The following is a 20,281-nucleotide window of genomic DNA, read 5'->3' as shown; positions in this document are numbered from 1 at the left end:
AGTCCGGCGGACACAAAAAAACCCAGATTTTCACCTGAGGCTTTGATTTTTGGCTCCGCGACCTGGACTCGACTGCGCAGCAGAACGCGCTTCAGCGCGGCCCCGAAGGGGTGAGGCTTGCCGAATAACCTGGGACAGAGTCCCTGGTGAGAGTCCGGCGGACACAAAAAGCCCCAGATTTTCACCTGAGGCTTTGATTTTTGGCTCCGCGACCTGGACTCGAACCAGGGACCCAATGATTAACAGTCATTTGCTCTACCGACTGAGCTATCGCGGAACAGCGGTGCGTATCCTACTGTTTGCAAAGGGGAAGTCAACCCCTCGGCGGATCAGAGGACTTGGACGATGGCGTCGGTGACATGGTCCAGATTGTTGTGGTTCAGAGCTGCGGCGCAGATGCGGCCGGTGCCGATGGCATATACGCCGAACTCAACGCGCAGACGCTCGACCTGAGCCGGTGTGAGGCCGGAATAGGAGAACATGCCGCGCTGTTTGGCAACGAAGCTGAAGTCCTGCTTGGCGCCTTTGTCGGCCAACTGGCGAACCATGCTCAGGCGCATCTCCTGGATGCGGGTGCGCATTTCCCCCAACTCGGTTTCCCACATCGCTCGAAGTTCCTGGCTGTTGAGTACGGCCGATACCACTGTTGCGCCGTGAGTCGGCGGGTTGGAATAGTTGGTGCGAATCACACGCTTGATCTGCGACAGCACCCGTACCGACTCTTCGCGGCTCTGGGTAACCATCGACAGGGCGCCAACGCGCTCGCCATAGAGCGAGAACGACTTGGAGAACGAACTGGATACGAAGAAGCTCATGCCCGATTCCGCGAACAGGCGCACGGCTGCAGCGTCTTCTTCGATGCTATCGCCAAAGCCCTGATAAGCGATGTCGATAAACGGCACGTGGTCGTTGGCGCGCAGGATTTCGAGGATCTGCTTCCAGTCTTCCGGCTGCAGGTCGACGCCGGTCGGGTTGTGGCAGCAGGCGTGCAGTACAACGATCGAGCGGGGCGGAAGGTTTTTCAGGTCTTCGAGCATGCCGGCACGATCAATGCCGTGGCTGGCGGCATCATAGTAGCTGTAGTTCTGCACGGCGAAGCCGGCGGACTCGAACAGCGCGCGATGGTTTTCCCAGCTTGGGTTGGTAATGGCCACGACCGCGTCGGGCAGCATGCGCTTGAGAAAGTCCGCGCCGATCTTCAACGCGCCAGTGCCACCTAGTGCCTGGGTGGTCACTACTCGGCCGTCGGCAACCAGTGCTGAGTCGGCACCGAACAACAGGCCTTGTACGGCCATGTCGTAGCTGGCGATGCCTTCGATCGGCAAATAGCCGCGTGGTGCGTTCAGTTCCAGGCGCGCCATCTCGGCGGCAGCCACGGCGCGCAGCAGGGGAATTCGACCTTCTTCGTTGTAGTAGACGCCCACCCCCAGGTTGACCTTGTTCTGCCGCGTGTCGGCATTGAAGGCTTCATTGAGGCCGAGGATCGGATCGCGCGGCGCCATTTCGACAGCGGAGAACAAACTCATGATGGGGAGGCTCGAAGAGAGGAAGGTGACTGATGCAGCACCCTCGCTTCGCGCTGAGGGCGGTGCGCAAACGGGGCAAGAGTATAGCGGTCCTGTCCCTTCGTCGCGATATGCTAGGGCGGTTTTTCTGTCGGATTCGGCCCCGTTGAAGCGTTGATTTCATCTCGCTTCGCCTGTCTGTCGCAACTTGCTCTTGATATTGCCGGTACCGACCGCATGACAGGGGCTGTGGTTGCTGTCCGTCGCGGTGTCAGCAGCTCGAGTACCGTGAGGAGATGCCGCCAGGGATGCAACAATCGTTCGGCTTTCGGGTCGTCTCGCCATCATAAGAGGTCGATATGTCGCAGTTCGAATTGGTCACGCGTTTCAAGCCCGCCGGTGACCAGCCGGAAGCCATTCGGCAAATGATCGAAGGTATAGAGGCCGGGTTATCACACCAGACGTTGCTGGGCGTGACGGGTTCTGGCAAGACCTTCAGTATCGCCAACGTTATTTCCCATGTGCAGCGGCCAACTCTGGTGTTGGCGCCGAACAAGACGCTGGCCGCGCAGCTCTATGGTGAGTTCAAGGCGTTCTTCCCGAACAACGCGGTGGAGTATTTCGTTTCCTATTACGACTACTACCAGCCGGAAGCCTACGTGCCGTCGTCGGACACATTCATCGAGAAGGATGCGTCGATCAACGACCATATCGAGCAGATGCGTTTGTCTGCGACCAAGGCGCTGCTGGAGCGGCCCGATGCGATCATCGTCACCACGGTGTCGTGTATCTATGGTCTGGGCGATCCGCAGTCGTACCTGAAGATGGTGCTGCATGTGGATCGCGGTGACCGCCTGGATCAACGCGAGCTGCTGCGCCGCCTTACGGGCTTGCAGTACACCCGCAACGACATGGACTTTGCCCGCGCGACGTTCCGCGTGCGCGGCGACGTGATCGATATCTTCCCGGCCGAATCGGATCTGGAAGCAGTGCGCATCGAGCTGTTTGACGACGAAGTGGAAAGCCTGTCCGCCTTCGATCCGCTGACCGGCGAGGTGATCCGCAAGCTGCCGCGCTTCACCTTCTACCCCAAGAGCCATTACGTCACCCCGCGCGAAACGTTGTTGGATGCTATCGAGAACATCAAGGCAGAGCTCAAAGATCGTCTCGACTATCTACGTGCAAACAACAAGCTGGTGGAGGCGCAGCGGCTGGAGCAGCGAACCCGCTTCGATCTGGAAATGATCATGGAGCTGGGTTATTGCAACGGCATCGAAAACTACTCGCGCTATCTCTCGGGACGCGAGTCGGGCGAGGCTCCGCCGACGCTTTACGACTATCTGCCGGCGGATGCGCTACTGGTGATCGACGAGTCCCACGTCAGCGTGCCGCAGGTTGGCGCCATGTACAAAGGCGACCGCTCGCGCAAGGAAACGCTGGTGGAATATGGCTTCCGTCTACCATCGGCGCTGGATAATCGGCCGATGCGCTTCGATGAGTGGGAAGCGATCAGCCCGCAGACCATCTTCGTCTCGGCGACACCGGGCCCCTACGAAGCAGAACATGCGGGACGCGTGATCGAGCAAGTGGTACGTCCCACTGGGCTGGTCGATCCGCAAATCGAGGTGCGCCCGGCCCTGACTCAGGTCGACGACCTGCTCTCGGAAATCAACAAATGTGTCGCCAAGGAAGAGCGGGTGCTGGTTACCACGCTGACCAAACGAATGGCCGAGGACCTCACCGATTATCTCGGCGACCACGGCGTGCGGGTGCGCTACCTGCATTCGGACATCGATACGGTCGAGCGCGTCGAGATCATCCGTGATCTGCGCCTCGGCGTGTTCGACGTGTTGGTGGGGATCAACCTGTTGCGCGAGGGGCTGGACATGCCCGAGGTTTCGCTGGTGGCGATTCTCGATGCGGACAAGGAGGGCTTCCTACGTTCGGAGCGCTCGCTGATCCAGACCATCGGCCGTGCGGCGCGTAACCTCAACGGGCGGGCGATTCTGTACGCCGACAATATGACCGGCTCCATGGAGCGAGCGATTGGCGAGACCGAGCGTCGGCGCAACAAGCAGATCGCGTTCAACGAAGCTCACGGCATCGTTCCGCAGGGCGTGTTCAAGGATGTGAAGGACATTCTCGAAGGTGCCACGGTGCCAGGTTCGCGCAGCAAAAAACGTCGCGGCGAGGCGAAGGCGGCGGAGGAGGCCGCTCGTTACGAGAACGAGCTGCGTTCGCCCAGCGAGATCACCAAACGCATCCGTCAGCTGGAAGAGAAGATGCTCGCCTTCGCGCGTGATCTGGAATTCGAAGCCGCCGCTCAGACGCGCGACGAAATCCACAAGCTGCGTGAGCGGTTGTTGCAGGTCTGACTCGTCGAGTCGGCGGGCACTTCGTGCGAACCGCCGACATTGCGCACCACCTGGCTTAGTGCGCCGCGCCATCCTTGATATTCTCCGGCAGCCGACGCGTCAGCAGCACCGCGACCATGCTGATCGCCAGCGCGATGCCAACGAAATGGAAGGCGTCGTTGTACGCCATGATCATCGCCTGCTGGTGGGTGATCTCGCTGAGCTTACCCAGTGCCGCCTGCTCACTGCCTAGCTGCTGGGTAAGTGAGGCGAGGCGTTCGGCCACCGCCGGATTGCTTGGTGCGACTGATTCGCGTAGGTAATCGAAATAAACTTTGGCACGGCTGTCGAGCAGCGTCGCCAGCAATGCGATGCCGATGGCGCCGCCGAGGTTGCGCAGGATGTTGAACAGACTAGAAGCGGAGCCGGCATCCTGGGGCTGAATATAGGCGGTGGCGATCAACGAGACAGTTACCATGATCATCGGTTGGCCCAGCGCACGGATGATCTGGATTGGATGGAATTGATCGCCGGCGAAGTCGGGGTTAAGCGCGCCGGAGGCAAAGCTTGAAATACCGAACAACGCGAACCCAGCCGCGCACAGCAGTTTCGGTGGGATGATTTTCATCAGCTTGGGCACGAGCGGAATTAGAAAAAGCTGCGGGATTCCCATCCACATGATCACCTGGCCGATCTGCAGTGAGTTGTAATTCTGGATCTGCGCCAGGTACAGCGGTAACAGATAAATCGAGCCGTACAATCCCAATCCCATACCTAAGCTGGCGATGCTGGTCAGGCCGAAGTTTCGCTCGCGCAGAATGCCCAGATTGATCAGCGGGTTAGGGCGCGATAGCTGAAGGATCACGAAGAGTATTAGGCTGACCGCCGCCACCGAACCGAGCTGGACGATCAGGCTCGACTCCAGCCAGTCCTTGCGATGCCCTTCCTCAAGAAACACTTGCAGGCACCCGAGACCCATCGCCAGCGTGACGATGCCCGCGTAATCGGTGCTTTTGAGCAGTTCCCAGTGCGGCGGCTTCTTTTCCAGGCCATAGAGCAGTCCGGCAATCATCAGCAGGCCGGGCGGCACGTTGATATAGAAAATATATTCCCAGCCCCAGCTTTCAGTGAGCCAGCCACCAAGAGTCGGCCCGATCGAGGGCGCGAAGGTGGCCGTGATGGCGAACAGCGCCATACCCTTGGCGCGATGGTGGTCCGGCAGTTTGATCAGCGTCAGCGTGAAGGCCAGCGGAATCAGTGCGCCGCCAGTAAAGCCTTGTAGCGCCCGGAAGACGATCATGCTTTCCAGATTCCAGGCGAAGGAGCACAGCAGTGAGGAAAATAGAAAACCGATCGATACCCAGACGGCGAGCCGTCGCGCCGACAGCAGCTGAACCAGCCAGGCGGTCAGCGGAATCATGATGATTTCCGCCACCAGATAGGACGTGGAAATCCACGAGCCTTCCTCCAGCGTGGCGGACAGCGCACCCTGGATATCCTTCAACGAGGAATTGGTGATCTGAATATCCAGCACCGCCATGAAGGCGCCGAGCATCGCGCTCATCACCGCAATCCAGTCGCGCCGGCTGGGTTCGCCAACCGGGCGGATCAGCGCATCAGCGGCCACGGAGGTCGATCTTCACGTCCACCGACATGCCGGGGCGGATGCGACCCTTGAGCGGGTTGTCGCTGGCAAAGGTCAGCTTGACCGGGATCCGTTGGACCACCTTGGTGAAGTTACCAGTGGCATTGTCCGGCGGCAACAGGCTGAATTGCGCGCCCGATGCCGGAAACAGGCTCTCGACCCGCCCTTCGATGGGTGTGTCGGGAAAGCTGTCGAAGGTTAGCTCGGCGCTCTGGCCTGCATGCATGCGACCAATTTGGGTTTCTTTGAAGTTTGCCTGGACCCAAATCTCCTCGTCCGGAACGATCGACATCAGATAGGCGCCAACCGGCACGTACTGGCCGTTACGCGCCGAACGCTGACCGACGATGCCGCTGATGGGAGATCGGATTTCGCTGCGGCCGAGGTTCAGTTCGGCCTGCTCGATTTCCGCGCGGGCGCTGGCTATCTGTGCCTGTAGCCGCTTGATGTCGGCCTCCAGTGCTTCGATCTGCTGCCGTTGCGCATCAAGGTCGGCTTCGGCTTTCTGCCGTTGCGAGCGGGCGACACGGGCATCGGCGGAGAGGGTGGTGACGCGTTCCTCAGAGACGAAACCAGGCTTGCGCAGCGCCTCGACACGGGAGAGATCGACCTGTGTTCGCTCCAGGTTGGCCTGCGCAGCGCCGACCGAGGCTTTGCTGGCTGTAATCAAACTGCCCTGCTGCGCAAGGCGGCTGCGGGCCTGGGCGAGCTCCGCCTCTCGAATGGCAAGATTGGCGCGGGCCTGTTCGACAGCAAGGCGGAAGTCGCCCGGCTCCAGTGTCACCAGCAGATCACCTGGTTTGACGTGCTGGTTATCGCGTACATGGACCTGCTCGATACGCGCGGCGAGCTGGCTGGAAATCCGGGTGATCTCCCCCTGCACGTAGGCGTTGTCGGTGTGTTCGTAGTGGCGGCCTACAAGATACCAGTGGGCGAAGAACGCGGCCGCCACCAGCAGTACCAAGGCAATGAAGATGAACAGTCGGCGTTTCAGCTGGGCGGGCATGGGGCGCTCGTTGTCGAAGTGAGCCGGTCAAATTAACAGTGTTCCGCTTGCGTAATAAGTCGTTACAGTTGCGAAACTTTGTTGCAGATAAGGAACAATACGAATGGGCCTGGATGACGCGCTGATTTTTACTCGGGTGGTCGAGTGCCATAGCTTTACCCAAGCGGCGCACAGTCTCGGGATGCAGAAGTCCACCGTCAGCCGGCGGATCGTTCAGCTAGAAGAGCGTCTCGGCGTCCGGTTGATCAATCGCACCACACGTCGCTTGCGACTGACCGAAGTCGGCCAGGCCTATTACGAGCGCTGCCGACAGATCATGCTCGATTTCGCCGAAGCCGAGCAGGCGGTCATGCAACTGCAACAGGCGCCGGCCGGGTTGCTGCGGATCACCGCGCCGATCGAGTTCGGTCAGTGGATTCTTGGTCGCGTGCTAGGCGACTTCATGCGCCAATATCCAGAGATAAATGCCGAGGTAGAGCTGGCTTCGCGACCTGTCGATCCGGTGGAAGAGGGTGTAGATATCGTCATATTGGTCGGGCAGCCTCAGGACTCCACCTTGATCGCACGCAAGCTGTTCGAAACCCGTCGGCGTCTCTGCGCGAGCCCTGCTTATCTGGGTCAGCATGGCGTACCGTTACATATCGAAGATCTCGCTGGGCACCGTGCGATCACTCTGTCGCGGGATCCGGTGCGCTATTGGCCGATCCTCGAACAGAACATCGCCTGTCGCCGTGTGCTGACCTGCAACAACATCACCTTCGCGCGCGAGGCAGCCCTCGCCGGTGCCGGGATCGCTGCGTTGCCAACCATGATCACCGACCACGAAGTCCGTGCTGGTCAGCTGGTCGAGCTGCTGCCGGATGTGGCGCTGCCCACCGGCGAGGTGTACGCGGTGTATGCGTCGCGGCGATTTCAAGCGATGAAGGTAAAGGCATTCCTCGACTTCCTGATGCAGTCGTTGCCGGTGGTTGATGGCCGTCTTGTGGAGCCGGTGGAGGCGCGCCTGCTAACATCGCGCCTTTACACGCGCTGACTCAGCCGGCCGAGCTGGTTGCCGTGTCTCCCTGTGCCTTGATTCGAGAACATCATGACCACCGTTCGCACCCGCATCGCACCATCCCCCACCGGCGACCCTCACGTCGGCACTGCCTATATCGCGCTGTTCAACCTCTGCTTCGCCCGCCAGCACGGCGGCCAGTTCATCCTGCGCATCGAGGACACCGATCAGCTGCGCTCGACCCGCGAATCCGAACAGCAGATTTATGACGCGCTGCGCTGGCTGGGCATTGAGTGGGACGAAGGCCCGGACGTCGGCGGCCCGCATGGTCCGTACCGGCAGAGCGAACGCGGCGAGATTTACAAGAAGTATTCGGACGAACTGGTCGCCAAGGGTCATGCGTTCCCCTGCTTCTGCAGTGCCGAGCGCCTGGATCAGGTGCGCGCCGAGCAGATGGCCAACAAGGAAACCCCGCGCTACGACGGCCGTTGCATGCACATCGCCCCGATTGAGGCGCAGCGGCGCATCGCCAGCGGCGAATCCCACGTGATCCGCATGAAGGTGCCGACCGAAGGCGTTTGCCAGGTGCAGGACATGCTGCGCGGTACCGTCGAGATCGGCTGGGACCGCATGGACATGCAGGTGCTGATGAAGGCCGACGGTCTACCGACCTATTTCCTCGCCAACGTCGTCGATGACCACCTGATGGGCATCACCCACGTGCTGCGCGGCGAGGAATGGCTGCCGTCGGCGCCCAAGCTGATCAAGCTCTACGAATACTTCGGCTGGGAACAGCCGCAGCTGTGCTACATGCCGCTGTTGCGCAATCCAGATAAGAGCAAGCTGTCCAAGCGCAAGAACCCCACCTCGGTGACGTTCTACGAGCGCATGGGCTTCATGCCGGAGGCGATGCTCAACTACCTGGGCCGCATGGGCTGGTCGATGCCCGACGAGCGCGAGAAATTCACCCTGGCGGAAATGATCGAGCACTTCGACATCAACCGCGTTTCCCTGGGTGGACCTATCTTCGACGTCGAGAAGCTGTCCTGGCTCAACGGCCAATGGATCCGTGAGCTGAGCGTGGAGGCCTTCGCCAGTCAGGTCCAGCAGTGGGCACTGAATCCCGAATACCTGATGAAGATCGCACCGCACGTGCAGGGCAGGGTGGAGACTTTCAGCCAGATCGCTCCTTTGGCTGGCTTCTTCTTCTCCGGCGCGCTGAGCCTCGATCCGGCGATATTCGAGCACAAGAAGCTCGATGCCACCCAAGTTCGCCAGGTATTGCAGCTGACGCTGTGGAAGCTGGAGGCGCTGCGTCAGTGGGACAAGGAGCGTATCACCGAATGTATCCAGACCGTTGGCACCCATCTCGAACTGAAGCTGCGTGACGTGATGCCGCTGATGTTTGCCTCCATTACAGGCCAGGCCAGCTCGGTCTCGGTGCTGGATGCGATGGAGATTATCGGGCCGGACCTGACCCGTTTCCGTCTACGCCAGGCGTTGGAGTTGTTGGGCGGCGCGTCGAAGAAAGAAGTGAAAGAGTGGGAAAAGCTGTTCGCGGCGATGGCCTGACAGCGGCACTGCTGTGCCGATGAGCTCGCGCGGCGGATGCGCTTCGGTACTGTCCGCCAGTGATTGCCGATCAGCCACTCGTCGGCGTAAGTAGTTGTTCTGATGTCGAAATTCTTCGTGACTCAGCAAAAATATCGTTGACACTCTGCAGGGGCGCACCTAATATGCGCCCCGTCCTCGAGATGGGGCTATAGCTCAGCTGGGAGAGCGCTTGCATGGCATGCAAGAGGTCGACGGTTCGATCCCGTCTAGCTCCACCAATCTCGATTGCCACACCGGTCGGTTCGATCGGTTGCCTTTGAAGGGCTTGCGTCCCCTTCGTCTAGTGGCCTAGGACACCGCCCTTTCACGGCGGTAACAGGGGTTCGAGTCCCCTAGGGGACGCCATTATTCAAATCGCGATGCGTAAGCGGCGCGAGTCGGGAGACGCTAAATCCGGGGCTATAGCTCAGCTGGGAGAGCGCTTGCATGGCATGCAAGAGGTCGACGGTTCGATCCCGTCTAGCTCCACCAATCCACGGCAGGTCGTAGCGTTTGGCGATCTGTTCATCGAAGGTTTCGTCCCCTTCGTCTAGTGGCCTAGGACACCGCCCTTTCACGGCGGTAACAGGGGTTCGAGTCCCCTAGGGGACGCCATTTTTATTTGCCCGTTTTGGGCATCAAAGGGTCATTTCTCACGAAGTGGCCCTTTTTGTTTTGGGCACGTTTTAACCGGCTGTACCTGTGCGGCTCGTCTTCATCAGGCTGAAACGGTAGCAATGCTGAATGGTCAGTCATAGATGATCGCTACCCACGTGACATCCACCGTACGCCTGGCTTCCAATAGGCATCCGGCCGCAGTCTTGGCGGCGCACATGACAGCGAGGGTTATGCATGACTTGGGACCAGGCCGACGCGTTCATCATTGACTTCCAGGTAAGTGCCGAACATATCGACGAGCTCGGTCATGCCAATAATGCGGTCTACGTGTCCTGGCTTGAGCGCTGTGCCTGGCAGCACTCTCAAAGCCTGGGGTTGGGGCTGGAGGACTACCGACGGCTGGATCGTGCAATGGCGGTACTTCGACACGAAATCGATTATCTGGCGGCAGCCTATCGTGGGGATCAATTGCAGCTGGCGACCTGGATCGTCGATTCCGATCAGCGATTGAAGATGAAGCGGAATTTCCAATTGATCAGGCCCGCGGACGGTACGACTTTGTTGCGTGCCCAAACCACCTTTGTCTGCATCCAGCTGTCGAACGGCAAACCCAAGCGGATGCCGACAGAGTTCATCGAGGGGTACGGCAAGGCACTGGTTCAGCCTTACCCCCTCGAGCTCTAGGAGATACGTTGCTTTAGCGCTGTTCTGGCTTGCTAACGTCGGCGTCACGACGTTCCTTGGCGTCTTCGCGCCAGTCGTCCTGCACTTCATTCTTCATCTTTTCATCCATGGTCTTGCCATCCTTTCCAACATTAGCAATATCGTCGCGCTGATGGTTTTCGCTCATGGCGCTGCCCTGAGTGTCGCCAGTGGTACCGTGCGCGCCGTTATGCATGTCCTCCTGATTGGCCATCGCTCCAGTGGCTAGAGCGCTGGTAAAGATTGCGGCGGCTAGAGTCATTGTTTTCATCGGAAATTCCTCCAGGTGGTCGGAATGGTGATTCCTACCTCTCTAATTCCGACTCGGAGCTTGGGTAATTGTTCGCTTCGAGGCGGTTGGGATACTGGGGGCAATCTCCGAATCGAATCATCATGGCAATTCGGACTGCCGCCGGCATCGCTCACTTGCGGAGCTCTGAGGATGTTTACTCCCAAGATGAGAGTTCGCTGACGGAGCGGCTGATCTCTGGAGTCAGCGTTGGATATTAGCACAGTATTTCATGTTATCCGTTGCGCATTCGATCGCCTGGCTGAGTTGCTGCAAGCAGATCTCGATAGCCAATCCTCGGCGGTTAGGATCAAGCTGCTCCAGGTCAGATATGGCCTCGATCAGATCCAGATAGCCATCTTCGTTCACCAGCATTCCGTGACTCACGGTCAGGGTACGCTCTTCGAGCGATAGCCTGACCGGATCTCTGCCGGCCAGCGACGCGCCCGAGGAGAGCAGGCAGTCGATGTGCTTGCGCAAAGCGTGGTATTTGCGTTGATCTACCTGGTTTGGCACCTATAGAAGCCTCCTTTCTTTGATGATGCATTATGATTCTGCTCAGGGGCCGCTGCAATTACTTACCCGGTCGCCGAAGCGGGCCACCGATCCATCCGTTGTCCGCCTTGAGCTGACAATCGGTGATAATGTCTGCGGTCCCGCTCCCATCCGTACGGCATAGCGTTTTGTGCGAGGAGAGCGGTCATTGATGCCGCTACGAGTTTCCTGCCGTTAATCCGACCCGAAAAATCATTCACGTCGATTGCGATTGCTTTTACGCCGCGATCGAGATGCGTGACGATCCCAGTCTCGCCAACCGGCCTATTGCAGTAGGCGGGCTGGCCGACCGTCGTGGTGTCATTGCGACTTGCAATTACGAAGCACGCGCCTATGGCGTGCGCTCGGCCATGGCATCGGGGCATGCGCTACAACTTTGTCCCGATCTGCTAATCCTGCGGCCCCGGATGGATGCCTATAAGGAAGCGTCGAGGGAAATCCACGGCATCTTTCGCACCTACACCAACCTGATCGAACCGCTGTCGCTGGATGAGGCCTATCTCGACGTAAGCAACTGCGAGCACTTCGCTGGCAGCGCAACCCGTATTGCACAGGACATCCGCCGGCGCGTCTGGCAGCAGCTGCGCATCACGGTTTCAGCGGGGGTAGCTCCGAACAAGTTTCTCGCCAAGATCGCCAGTGACTGGAATAAGCCCGATGGGTTGTTCGTGATTACGCCGAACCAGGTCGACGACTTCGTGCAGGCCTTGCCGGTCACCAAGCTGCACGGGGTCGGGCGGGTCACAGCCGAAAAGCTGAAAAGAATGGGCATTCAAACCTGCGCCGATCTGCGCACCTGGAAGCGCCTGGATTTGGTACGTGATTTCGGATCGTTCGGCGAGCGGCTGTGGAGCCTGGCGCATGGGGTCGATGAGCGCCAGGTTCAGGTCGAAAGCCGGCGGCAGTCAGTCAGTGTCGAGAATACTTATGATCGTGATCTACCGGATCTCGCGGCCTGCCTTGAGCGATTGCCAGAGCTGCTCGATGAACTCGCCGGAAGGATGGCGCGGCTCGATAGCGGTTACCGACCCGGCAAACCGTTCGTCAAACTCAAATTCCACGATTTCACCCAGACCACCCTTGAGCAAGCCGGTGCCGGTCTCGAGCTGGAGGATTACGCCGACCTTCTTGCTGGTGCCTTCGCGCGCGGCAAGCGCCCGGTACGGCTGATAGGTGTTGGCGTCCGGTTGATCGATCTGCGTAGCGGCTTCGAGCAGTTGCGTCTGTTCTGAGGCTGCTATCTATAGCGCTTTCTCTTCAGCTCTTCAGCTCTGCTGCCTCGCAATACGCGCTGGGTCTTTGCATCGTACGTAAATTGGATACGCGTCTGAACTTCCTATCGACATATTAAAGAGGGGATTCCCCGGCCTGCCTGTACCGGGGCCCCCGAAACTGGTTACCGAAGAAATGCATCGGTCATGCCAGTTCAGGAAGATTGCCGATGGTTTGTTAAGAAAAGCTGCGGGCAGCTACGTAACGCTGAATGTGATGGGCTCTGCAGCCATAGGGTTGCGGAGCCCGGCGCTCAATAGCGAAGTGAACATGCATGCTTGCAGTGCGTATCCGGGCAAGCGTGCTCAGGGTTGGCGCAGTCAGTTCTGTTCCGGCCAAACCCGAAGCGGCGCGCCTTCAGCCGGCCAGAAGCGCAACTGGTCGATTTTGGAGACATCCCATCGTTCGATTTGCGACAGCAGCTCAAGAAAGTGCTGCTCTTGCTTCATGATGTGTTCCGCGCACATCTTGCGCGTACTGCCGATTTCGCTGAAGCGAATTTGCTGATTGTCGAGCTGGTAGCTGGCGAACCAGTGGTTGCAGCCAGCGTTGCCATAGACGCGGTCTTCGCTGAAGGTCAGCGAGACCGGGTTGCGACCGACGACCGGCTTGTTTCCGATCCACTCGGCGATATAAGTGACGTCGTTCTGCAGGGTCAGCGGTTCGACCGCACAGCCGCTGACCAACAAGGCGAGACTCGCCAGGGTGAGTTTTTTCATTGCTGAGCATCCTTGCATGCAGGGCACAAGTGGCGGCCCGCGTGGTTCTTCCAGCCGAGCTCGGCGATTCGCGCTTCAGCAGCGGGGGAGCGGGCGGCTTCGCCTTTGGTTGCATCCACGGCAAATTCGAAGTCCAGCTGCTTGCCGCATCCGTCGCAATCGACTTGCCAATTAATGATCGCGAGCTCGCGGAATACCGGACCGCTAGCGACGGCCATCCATTGTCCCGGAGGATTGATCAGGTGGCGAACCTTGTCCACGGTCAGGCGTTGGGAGAGCTCGCGGCTGCCCTTGAGCGTGACGATCAGGACATCACCCGAGCGAACGCTTCCGCCGTTTCCGGTGACCTGGTAGCGGCCCGGCGCTAGAGCGCGGCATTCGGTCAGTGTGTGTGCAGGATTGAGCAGGTTGTAGCGGAAATCGTGTTCGGCCATGACTCGCGATCGACTGGGTAAGGGGGAGTTGCGGTGGGGCGGTAATGCTAGCACGGCGGGATATTGGGCGTGTTTGAGAACAGCGGACGATGCAATCGCCGCGATGCTTTTTGTAGGAGCGAGCTTGCTCGCGAATTGGGGCTTCGGCGCAAGCGGGGAATCGCCAGTAAGAACTCGGCGTCCCCCTGGCTCCTACGGCAATTGATCGCTGTTAGAGATCGCGCAGTACCTCGCGGTTATGGTTGGCTAGCAGCAAAGGTTTCGTCGAAGAAGGCTTTCATGTCTTCCCAGGAACGTTCGTCCGCGCGCTTGTTGTAGGCCACATCGACGCCTTTGTCCTGGAACTTGTCCGCGCCGGGGTTGGTGAAGCCGTGTTTGGCGCCGGGCAGGTTGACGAACTGGAAGTCGGCGCCGGCCTTGACCATCTCCGCGTTCAGTGCGGCGACGTCTTCAGCGCTAACCATGCTGTCTTCGCTGCCATGTTCAACCAGCACGCGTGCCTTGACGCTGCCGGGCGCGGCGCGGGTGTTGGTGGCCAGCGCACCATGGAAACTGACTACACCTTCGAGCGGCACGCCCTGACGCGCCATGTCCAGTACCACCTTGCCACCGAAACAGTAGCCGACCGCTGCGAGTTTGGCGGCATCGGTCTGTTGCTGTTGCTTGAGTAGGTCCAGGCCGGCATTGAAGCGGCCCTTGGCTGCATCGGCATCGGCCAGCGCAGCCTGCATGAAGCTCATGGCGTCCTTCGGGTGCTCGGTGTTCTTTCCTTCACCGTACATGTCGATCGCCAACGCGCTGTAGCCGAGCTCGGCAAGATCGCGGGCACGGCTTTTTGCGTAATCATTCAGGCCCCACCATTCATGGACCACTACAACGCCGGGGCGTTTGCCTTCGATAGCGTCGTCATAGGCGTAGTAGCCGATCATCTTGGTGCCGTCGTCAGCGGTGTAGGGAATTTCCTGGGTCTGTATTTCGGCTTGAGCGAAGGCACTGGCGGCCATCAGCGCGCCGAGCAAGTAATAGCGCATGGAAAAAACTCCTTGTTATGGACAGCGTCGATAGACAGCGGTTGTTCGACTTGCGCACAACCAGGTTGTTCAGGCGGAACGGTGCTCAAGCCCCAGCGCCTGTCGTAACCATCACTGATGAAGGACGCCTGCGATACCGTCCTTTCGGGTGAGCAGGGATGTTGTAGATGATGTTGCACCAAGGCACAACGGGTACACCGGCTGAAGCTTCGTTCCGAAACGGCGTCATTTGGTTTTGCCTGCGAGGAAGCTGCCGGCGGATTCGCACCTATGCTTATCTTGGCCGACTTGTATAAGACCGCGGATGACAAACCGCTCTGTGCTAGTCTTCGCGCCTTTTTTTCCAAGGCTGATGGGCAGAATTCGGGGATTGATGATGAATGCCGATAGCGACTCCTCGACTCACTTCAAGCGCGGCACCGCCGCCTACCGTCGCGCGACGCTGGCGCTGTTCTGTGCCGGCTTCGCAACCTTTGCCATGCTCTATTGCGTGCAACCGTTGCTGCCGCTGCTGGCTGCACATTTTTCCGTCTCGGCCGCCAGCAGCAGCCTGGCGTTATCGTTGGCGACCCTGTCGCTGGCGCTTTGCCTGCTAGTGTCCGGGGCTCTTGCTGAAAGCTGGGGACGCAAGCCGGTGATGGTCGCGGCACTGTCGTTAGCAAGCCTGCTGGGACTTGCCTGTGTGTTGGTGGATTCCTGGAATCTTTTGCTGCTGCTACGGGCCTTGTTGGGTCTCGCGCTTAGCGGAATGCCAGCGTTGGCGATGGCTTATGTGGGCGAGGAGTTCGATCCCGATTCGCTGCCGGCCGCGATGGGCTTGTACATTGGCGGGACCGCACTCGGCGGTCTGTTGGGCAGATTGCTGTCTGGGCTGTTGAGCGATATCGGTGGCTGGCAATTGGCACTCGGCGGGATCGCCGGCCTGGGTCTTTTGTCGCTGGGGTTGTTCGTCTGGCTGTTGCCGGCATCGCGCCATTTCAAGGCCCAGCCGCTGTCACTGCGCGGATTGCTCGGCAACTTCGGCCAGCATCTGAGCAACCCGATATTGCGTCAGTTGTTTCTGCAGGCGTTTCTGCTGATGGGCGGCTTCGTCGCACTGTTCAACTACATCGGTTTTCGTCTGGCCGGAGCGCCTTTCGGTCTATCCTCGACGGTGATTGGCCTGCTGTTCACCGTTTATCTCGTGGGAATCTTCAGCGCGGGTTGGGCCGGAAGGTTGGTGCCGCGCTTCGGCGTCAGAGCGGTACTCCAAGGCGGAGTCGGCTTGATGCTTATAGGCGTGGTGCTGTGTTCGACGCCCTGGTTGATCGCCATCATTGTCGGCCTGGCGCTGTTCACGTTGGGGTTCTTTGCTGCCCATGCGGTCGCGAGCGGGCAGGTTGGCCTGCATGCCAGGGGCGCTAAAGCCCAGGCATCGGCGTTGTACCTCTGCGCTTATTACTTAGGGTCGAGCGTGGTGGGTTATGCAGCCGGTTATGTCTGGGAGCACGCCGGCTGGTTACCACTCATGGCGGTGCTCGCTGCGCTGTTCGTGTTGGCCGCCTGGTGGGCACGGCGCCTGTAGCGCATTGGCGCGGTGCTCACTCGAGGCGTTGCTGGCCGCTGAAAACCAGCGTGGCGCGGCAGCTGCGGCAGAAATAGCGACGCCCCTTGCGGACCAGGGCATGACGCTGCGCCGTGAAGGGAAAGTCCTGCTCAACACACTGGCAACGATAGATGTAGCGGGTGACTTGGCGACGGGCGATTTGGTAGGTGTGGCAGCGGTCCGGGGTCAGCTCATATACGCCGCGCATGATCAGCTGCCACTCTTCGCCATGCGGGCGGATGTGTCCGCCGAACATTTGGTGGGCAACCAGATGCGCAACTTCATGGGCTACGGTCTGCTTGAGAAAGTGCTCGCGATTTTCCTGATAAAGCTTTGGGTTGAAGCGCAGCAGGTTCTGGTTCAGATGCGCAACACCTGCTTTCTGTCCGCGCAGTTTGAAGCTGACCTGCGGCCGTTCGAAGCGCTGATTGAAAAAGGTTTCGGCCTGCTGATAACAGGCCTCGACGCGGGCATGAAGCTGCTCGGGCATAGGGGCCTCCAAAGGAGCCCGGAATTATGCCGCAACCTGCTCGGCTGACAACTACTCAGAGACCGCCGGGTGCCTCCTGAGGACGTTCCTGCTGTGTGCCATAGCTCTGGTTTTCCTGCACGGTGCGCTCATAGTTCGGCTCCAGTGAGAGATTCCAGAACAGGATCATGCTGACCAGCACGGTTACCAGCACGAGCAACGCGACGCCCCAGATCGAGCTCGCATAGAGAAAGCTCTGCGAGCTGCGCTGACGCATAAAGGCCGGGAGGCCGGTGAACAGCAGATAGGTGGCGTAGATTCCGGCGATCAGCAGGACGATGGCGGCGAACCAGCGGTTCGGGTACAGGCCCGTGACCCCGGCGAGCAGAAAGGGTGTAATCACGTAAGCGATGAAGCCGATGCATTGGTTCAGGTTCGGCCGCACATCGAACGCACGCGCCATCCAGCGTACGAAAAAACCCATGATTACGGTGCCGATGATGATCGTGACGTAGAGCAGCAGACACAGCTGCAATGCGCTGGCGAAGTCGAGTCTTACGCGTTCATCATCTACCAGGCTCCAGCCGACAAAGGTAACCCCGATGAACAAGCACACGGCGGGAATCAGCGCCAGCACCAGAAGGTGCATCAGATAGTGCAGGCCGTGGACGTCTTCCTTCTGGCGGATCGTTTCCCAGGCACGGTCCGGCCGGGTGAACAAGCTAATGAATTCTGGGGTCATGGAGCCTCCTGATACCGATGCTTGAGCCGCTGTCGTACGTATAGACGTCACAGCGGCGCAGGGATTCAGCAGGCTTTGGTTTCAATCTGTCGTGCCTGGATAGTTCAGACACATACAAAAGCTTCAAGCCCCGCCAGTTCGGAGCTTGAAGCTTTCAGCTTGCCGCTTGTCAGCGAATGTAGATCGGACCGACCCCCATGCCCCATGTGATCACCGATAACGCGATGATCGCCACCAGCACGACCAGCCCGACAGCCAATATCGAGCTTGAGAACAGAAAGCCCTCGTCCGATGGGATGTTCATGAAAGTTGGCAAGCCGACATAGAGCAGGTACGTCGTGTAGCAGATCGCTGCCGTGCCGACGATCATGCCCAGCCAAATGTGCGGATAGATCGCAGCCAGCCCGCCGACGAACAAGGGTGTCGCGGTGTAGGCCGCAAAAACGATGCATTGCACCAGCGTCGGGCTTGCATCATAGGTGCGTGCCATCCAGTGAATGAATCCACCCATCACCGCGACGCCGGCGAGCATCGCCAAGTAAGAGAGGAGGGTGAGCTGTAGCGCGCTGCTCTCGGTGAGCTTTACCGCCTCGCCACCGCCGATGCTCCAGCCGACCTGAGTGGTTCCGATGAACGCTGATATTGCCGGAATCGCCGCTAACACTGCGACCTCACCCAGATGCAGGTGTCCGACCTCGCGTTCTTCCCCAGTGATTTCCTGCCATTCCTGGCCAGGATGAGCGAACAGTCCCCAAACGTGATTGATCATGCCAGCGTCTCCTCAGTTTTGGAGGGTCGCTTCGCCTGGCGTGCCGTCAAGTGGACGGGCGTGCGACCTTAAGTCGCAGTATAGGAAGTTGACGGTACGGCGGATTAGGCATGGTTAGAGCAATTGGAAGCTATGCCGTCACCGGTAATAGCGCTGGAGTATTTCCATCGCCAGATTGATTGACTGGATGCGCGTCGTGCTGCCGCCGCGGTCGGGATGGTGAATGCTGACAAGCTGGCGATAGCGTCGCTTGATTGCATGCAGATTCAGCGAGCCTTCCTGATCCAGTTCAAACAGCTCAAGTGCCGCACGCTTCTGCTCCGGATCCTCTGCACTGTTCCGCTCACCGATATAGTCGCCACGCATGCGCGACCAGAAGCTGGCCAATAGCCGTTCCACTGCGTCCTCGTCGGTATCGCGCAGGTTGGTCATGTCCAGGTAGTACTCGCGCAGCGGGTCCTGCGTAGTTACACCGCTGACTGCGGGTGTGTAGGGCTGGAGCTGAACGCACAAGGGAGAGATTTGCAGGTCGTGGCTGGTTTCGCCCCACAGCTGATCGCGTAGACGGTACAGCGCGTTGAAGACAAGGAAATGGGTGCGAAACAGCACTAACTTGTCGAGTAGCGGCAGGTTAGGGATATGGGTGCTATGACGGGCCTTGAGCTGCTGAATCAGCTGGTATTCGCTGCAACCTTCTGGCTGTTCGCGCAGCAGCACGAGTATCTGTTCGGCCAGGTCCATGTCGGGTTCGAAATCATCGTTCATGCCGGCAAGCCTAGCATAGCGCCAGCATTGCAAAAGGCTGGATGGATGGGCTGGGGCGACAGCACTTTTTGCGCGTAAAATGCGCGCCTTTCGCATCTCACCGGACTCTGACATGGGCAACCTCTCGGTCAACCAGAACAAACTGCAGAAGCGCCTGCGCCGCCTCGCCGGCGAGGCCGTCACCGATTTCAACATGATCGAGGATGGCGATAAGGTCATGGTCTGCCTGTCCGGCGGCAAGGACAGCTACACCATGCTCGACGTGCTGCTGTATCTGCAGAAGGTCGCGCCGATCAAGTTCGAGATCGTTGCGGTGAATATGGATCAGAAGCAGCCCGGCTTCCCCGAACACGTCCTGCCCGAGTATCTGAAATCCATCGGCGTCGATTACCACATCGTCGAGAAGGACACCTATTCGGTGGTCAAGGAAAAGATCCCGGAAGGCAAGACCACTTGCTCGCTGTGCTCGCGCCTGCGTCGCGGCACGCTCTACACATTCGCCGACGAGATCGGCGCCACCAAGATGGCGCTCGGTCACCATCGCGACGACATTCTGGAAACCTTCTTCCTTAATATGTTCTACGGCGGCACGCTCAAGGCCATGCCACCCAAACTGCTCTCAGACGACGGCCGTAACGTAGTGATTCGCCCGTTGGCCTATTGCAACGAGGCCGATATCGAAGCGTATTCGCAGATGAAAGGATTTCCGATCATCCCGTGCAACCTCTGCGGTTCGCAGGAAAACCTTCAGCGTCAGGTGGTCAAGGAGATGCTGCAAGAGTGGGAGCGCAAGTCGCCGGGGCGCGTCGAGATCATGTTCCGCGCCCTGCAGAACGTGGTGCCGTCGCAGCTGGCGGACCGTAACCTGTTCGATTTCACTAGTTTGCGCATCGACAACGACGCCACGCCGCGCTTTCTCGATGTGATGAGCTTGTAAAGCAGCCGCACGTGCAAAGTTTTGCAGGGTAGGGTGGGCTTCAGCCCACCGGCAGAATTCGTAATGTGAGCCGGTGGGCTCAATGATCTGACTGGTAGCGCTGAAGCGGAACGCTGTTGGTCTATCCTACGAGCTTGCGGCAAGCAGCTCGCAGCAGTAAGGTAAACGCCATTCAGGAGTTTGATATGTCCCTCAGCCTCGCTTCCCTTTCCCACGTAAACGCTGGTGCCGCGCGCGCCGCGCATTTGCGTGGACAAGTGATCGCGGCTGCTGGTTATTACTTTTTTGGGTATT

19 protein-coding genes and 5 tRNA genes are annotated in these 20,281 nt (G+C 59.2%); 11 read left to right on the top strand and 13 right to left on the bottom strand.

The genetic code is table 11. The features are described from left to right. Positions 1-201: 201 nt before the first annotated feature. Together NAV33_RS08285 and NAV33_RS08280 are read right to left on the bottom strand one after the other, a co-directional pair. Positions 202-277 (bottom strand) — tRNA-Asn (locus NAV33_RS08285). Between the two features lie 52 nt (positions 278-329). Continuing rightward, positions 330-1,526: an amino acid aminotransferase gene (locus tag NAV33_RS08280; RefSeq protein ID WP_255978803.1), complete on the bottom strand. Its 1,197-nt coding sequence runs from the start codon at positions 1,524-1,526 to the stop codon at positions 330-332. A gap of 338 nt (positions 1,527-1,864) precedes the next feature. Here NAV33_RS08280 and uvrB point away from each other — a divergent pair, with 338 nt between their 5' ends. Beyond that, a complete protein-coding gene (gene uvrB, locus NAV33_RS08275) occupies positions 1,865-3,880 on the top strand; it encodes an excinuclease ABC subunit UvrB (RefSeq protein WP_255978801.1) in 2,016 nt (671 codons plus the stop codon). A gap of 55 nt (positions 3,881-3,935) precedes the next feature. Here the strand turns inward: uvrB and NAV33_RS08270 are convergent, their stop codons facing one another. Both NAV33_RS08270 and NAV33_RS08265 read right to left on the bottom strand, forming a co-directional pair. After that, the gene (locus NAV33_RS08270; protein WP_336605362.1) at positions 3,936-5,486 is read right to left on the bottom strand and encodes an MDR family MFS transporter; all 1,551 of its coding nucleotides are present in this window, start codon (positions 5,484-5,486) and stop codon (positions 3,936-3,938) included. Beyond that, on the bottom strand, positions 5,476-6,510 hold the full coding sequence (locus NAV33_RS08265) for an HlyD family secretion protein (protein WP_255978799.1): 1,035 nt from the start codon (positions 6,508-6,510) through the stop codon (positions 5,476-5,478). Before NAV33_RS08265 ends, NAV33_RS08270 begins: the two co-directional genes overlap by 11 nt. A gap of 103 nt (positions 6,511-6,613) precedes the next feature. On the opposite strand from NAV33_RS08265, the gene NAV33_RS08260 reads away from it, so the two are divergent. The 7 genes from NAV33_RS08260 (at position 6,614) to NAV33_RS08230 (ending at position 10,402) form a co-directional block, all read left to right on the top strand. After that, on the top strand, positions 6,614-7,543 hold the full coding sequence (locus NAV33_RS08260) for a LysR family transcriptional regulator (protein ID WP_255978797.1): 930 nt from the start codon (positions 6,614-6,616) through the stop codon (positions 7,541-7,543). A gap of 54 nt (positions 7,544-7,597) precedes the next feature. Next, positions 7,598-9,079, top strand: coding sequence for a glutamate--tRNA ligase (gltX, locus tag NAV33_RS08255; protein WP_255978795.1), 1,482 nt, complete (start codon positions 7,598-7,600; stop codon positions 9,077-9,079). A gap of 184 nt (positions 9,080-9,263) precedes the next feature. Next, positions 9,264-9,339: transfer RNA gene (locus NAV33_RS08250), tRNA-Ala, on the top strand. 51 nt (positions 9,340-9,390) lie between these two features. Continuing rightward, a tRNA-Glu gene (locus NAV33_RS08245) sits at positions 9,391-9,466 on the top strand. Between the two features lie 50 nt (positions 9,467-9,516). After that, positions 9,517-9,592 (top strand) — tRNA-Ala (locus tag NAV33_RS08240). A gap of 47 nt (positions 9,593-9,639) precedes the next feature. Then, a tRNA-Glu gene (locus NAV33_RS08235) sits at positions 9,640-9,715 on the top strand. 237 nt (positions 9,716-9,952) lie between these two features. Then, positions 9,953-10,402, top strand: coding sequence for an acyl-CoA thioesterase (locus NAV33_RS08230; protein ID WP_255978793.1), 450 nt, complete (start codon positions 9,953-9,955; stop codon positions 10,400-10,402). 13 nt (positions 10,403-10,415) lie between these two features. Here NAV33_RS08230 and NAV33_RS08225 read toward each other — a convergent pair whose 3' ends face one another. Then, entirely contained in the window at positions 10,416-10,691 is a 276-nt protein-coding gene (locus NAV33_RS08225; RefSeq protein ID WP_255978791.1) for a hypothetical protein, read from the bottom strand. Between the two features lie 222 nt (positions 10,692-10,913). Beyond that, positions 10,914-11,225: a hypothetical protein gene (locus NAV33_RS08220; protein ID WP_255978789.1), complete on the bottom strand. Its 312-nt coding sequence runs from the start codon at positions 11,223-11,225 to the stop codon at positions 10,914-10,916. A 230-nt stretch (positions 11,226-11,455) separates the two neighbouring features. Here NAV33_RS08220 and dinB point away from each other — a divergent pair, with 230 nt between their 5' ends. Beyond that, a complete protein-coding gene (dinB, locus tag NAV33_RS08215) occupies positions 11,456-12,496 on the top strand; it encodes a DNA polymerase IV (protein WP_255979312.1) in 1,041 nt (346 codons plus the stop codon). Between the two features lie 360 nt (positions 12,497-12,856). Here dinB and NAV33_RS08210 read toward each other — a convergent pair whose 3' ends face one another. The 3 genes from NAV33_RS08210 to NAV33_RS08200 all read right to left on the bottom strand — a co-directional run bounded on the left by NAV33_RS08210 (position 12,857) and on the right by NAV33_RS08200 (position 14,720). Next, positions 12,857-13,255 (bottom strand): META domain-containing protein, encoded by a 399-nt coding sequence (locus tag NAV33_RS08210; protein WP_255978787.1) that lies wholly within the window; start codon positions 13,253-13,255, stop codon positions 12,857-12,859. After that, positions 13,252-13,689, bottom strand: a complete 438-nt coding sequence (locus tag NAV33_RS08205; protein ID WP_255978785.1) for a hypothetical protein — start codon at positions 13,687-13,689, stop codon at positions 13,252-13,254. The genes NAV33_RS08210 and NAV33_RS08205 overlap by 4 nt, the downstream gene beginning before the upstream one ends. Before the next feature lie 236 nt (positions 13,690-13,925). Then, complete coding sequence (locus tag NAV33_RS08200) at positions 13,926-14,720, bottom strand: dienelactone hydrolase family protein (protein ID WP_255978783.1); 795 nt, start codon at positions 14,718-14,720, stop codon at positions 13,926-13,928. Positions 14,721-15,096: 376 nt separating this feature from the next. Between NAV33_RS08200 and NAV33_RS08195 the strand changes: the two genes are divergently transcribed. Continuing rightward, entirely contained in the window at positions 15,097-16,284 is a 1,188-nt protein-coding gene (locus NAV33_RS08195) for an MFS transporter (RefSeq protein ID WP_255978781.1), read from the top strand. A 16-nt stretch (positions 16,285-16,300) separates the two neighbouring features. Here NAV33_RS08195 and NAV33_RS08190 read toward each other — a convergent pair whose 3' ends face one another. From NAV33_RS08190 to NAV33_RS08175, 4 genes are all read right to left on the bottom strand, one after another. After that, positions 16,301-16,795 (bottom strand): SprT family zinc-dependent metalloprotease, encoded by a 495-nt coding sequence (locus NAV33_RS08190; protein WP_255978779.1) that lies wholly within the window; start codon positions 16,793-16,795, stop codon positions 16,301-16,303. A gap of 55 nt (positions 16,796-16,850) precedes the next feature. Beyond that, on the bottom strand, positions 16,851-17,516 hold the full coding sequence (locus NAV33_RS08185) for a Yip1 family protein (protein WP_255978777.1): 666 nt from the start codon (positions 17,514-17,516) through the stop codon (positions 16,851-16,853). Positions 17,517-17,685: 169 nt separating this feature from the next. Beyond that, positions 17,686-18,285, bottom strand: coding sequence for a Yip1 family protein (locus NAV33_RS08180; RefSeq protein WP_255978775.1), 600 nt, complete (start codon positions 18,283-18,285; stop codon positions 17,686-17,688). 138 nt (positions 18,286-18,423) lie between these two features. Then, positions 18,424-19,050, bottom strand: coding sequence for a DNA-J related domain-containing protein (locus tag NAV33_RS08175; RefSeq protein WP_255978773.1), 627 nt, complete (start codon positions 19,048-19,050; stop codon positions 18,424-18,426). A gap of 112 nt (positions 19,051-19,162) precedes the next feature. On the opposite strand from NAV33_RS08175, the gene ttcA reads away from it, so the two are divergent. Next, positions 19,163-19,987 (top strand): tRNA 2-thiocytidine(32) synthetase TtcA, encoded by an 825-nt coding sequence (ttcA, locus tag NAV33_RS08170; protein WP_255978771.1) that lies wholly within the window; start codon positions 19,163-19,165, stop codon positions 19,985-19,987. The last annotated feature ends 294 nt before the right edge of the window (positions 19,988-20,281 follow it).

Source organism: Stutzerimonas stutzeri (assembly GCF_024448715.1).
GTDB lineage: Bacteria > Pseudomonadota > Gammaproteobacteria > Pseudomonadales > Pseudomonadaceae > Stutzerimonas > Stutzerimonas stutzeri_AR.
This window is presented reverse-complemented; position numbering and strand designations above follow the sequence as displayed.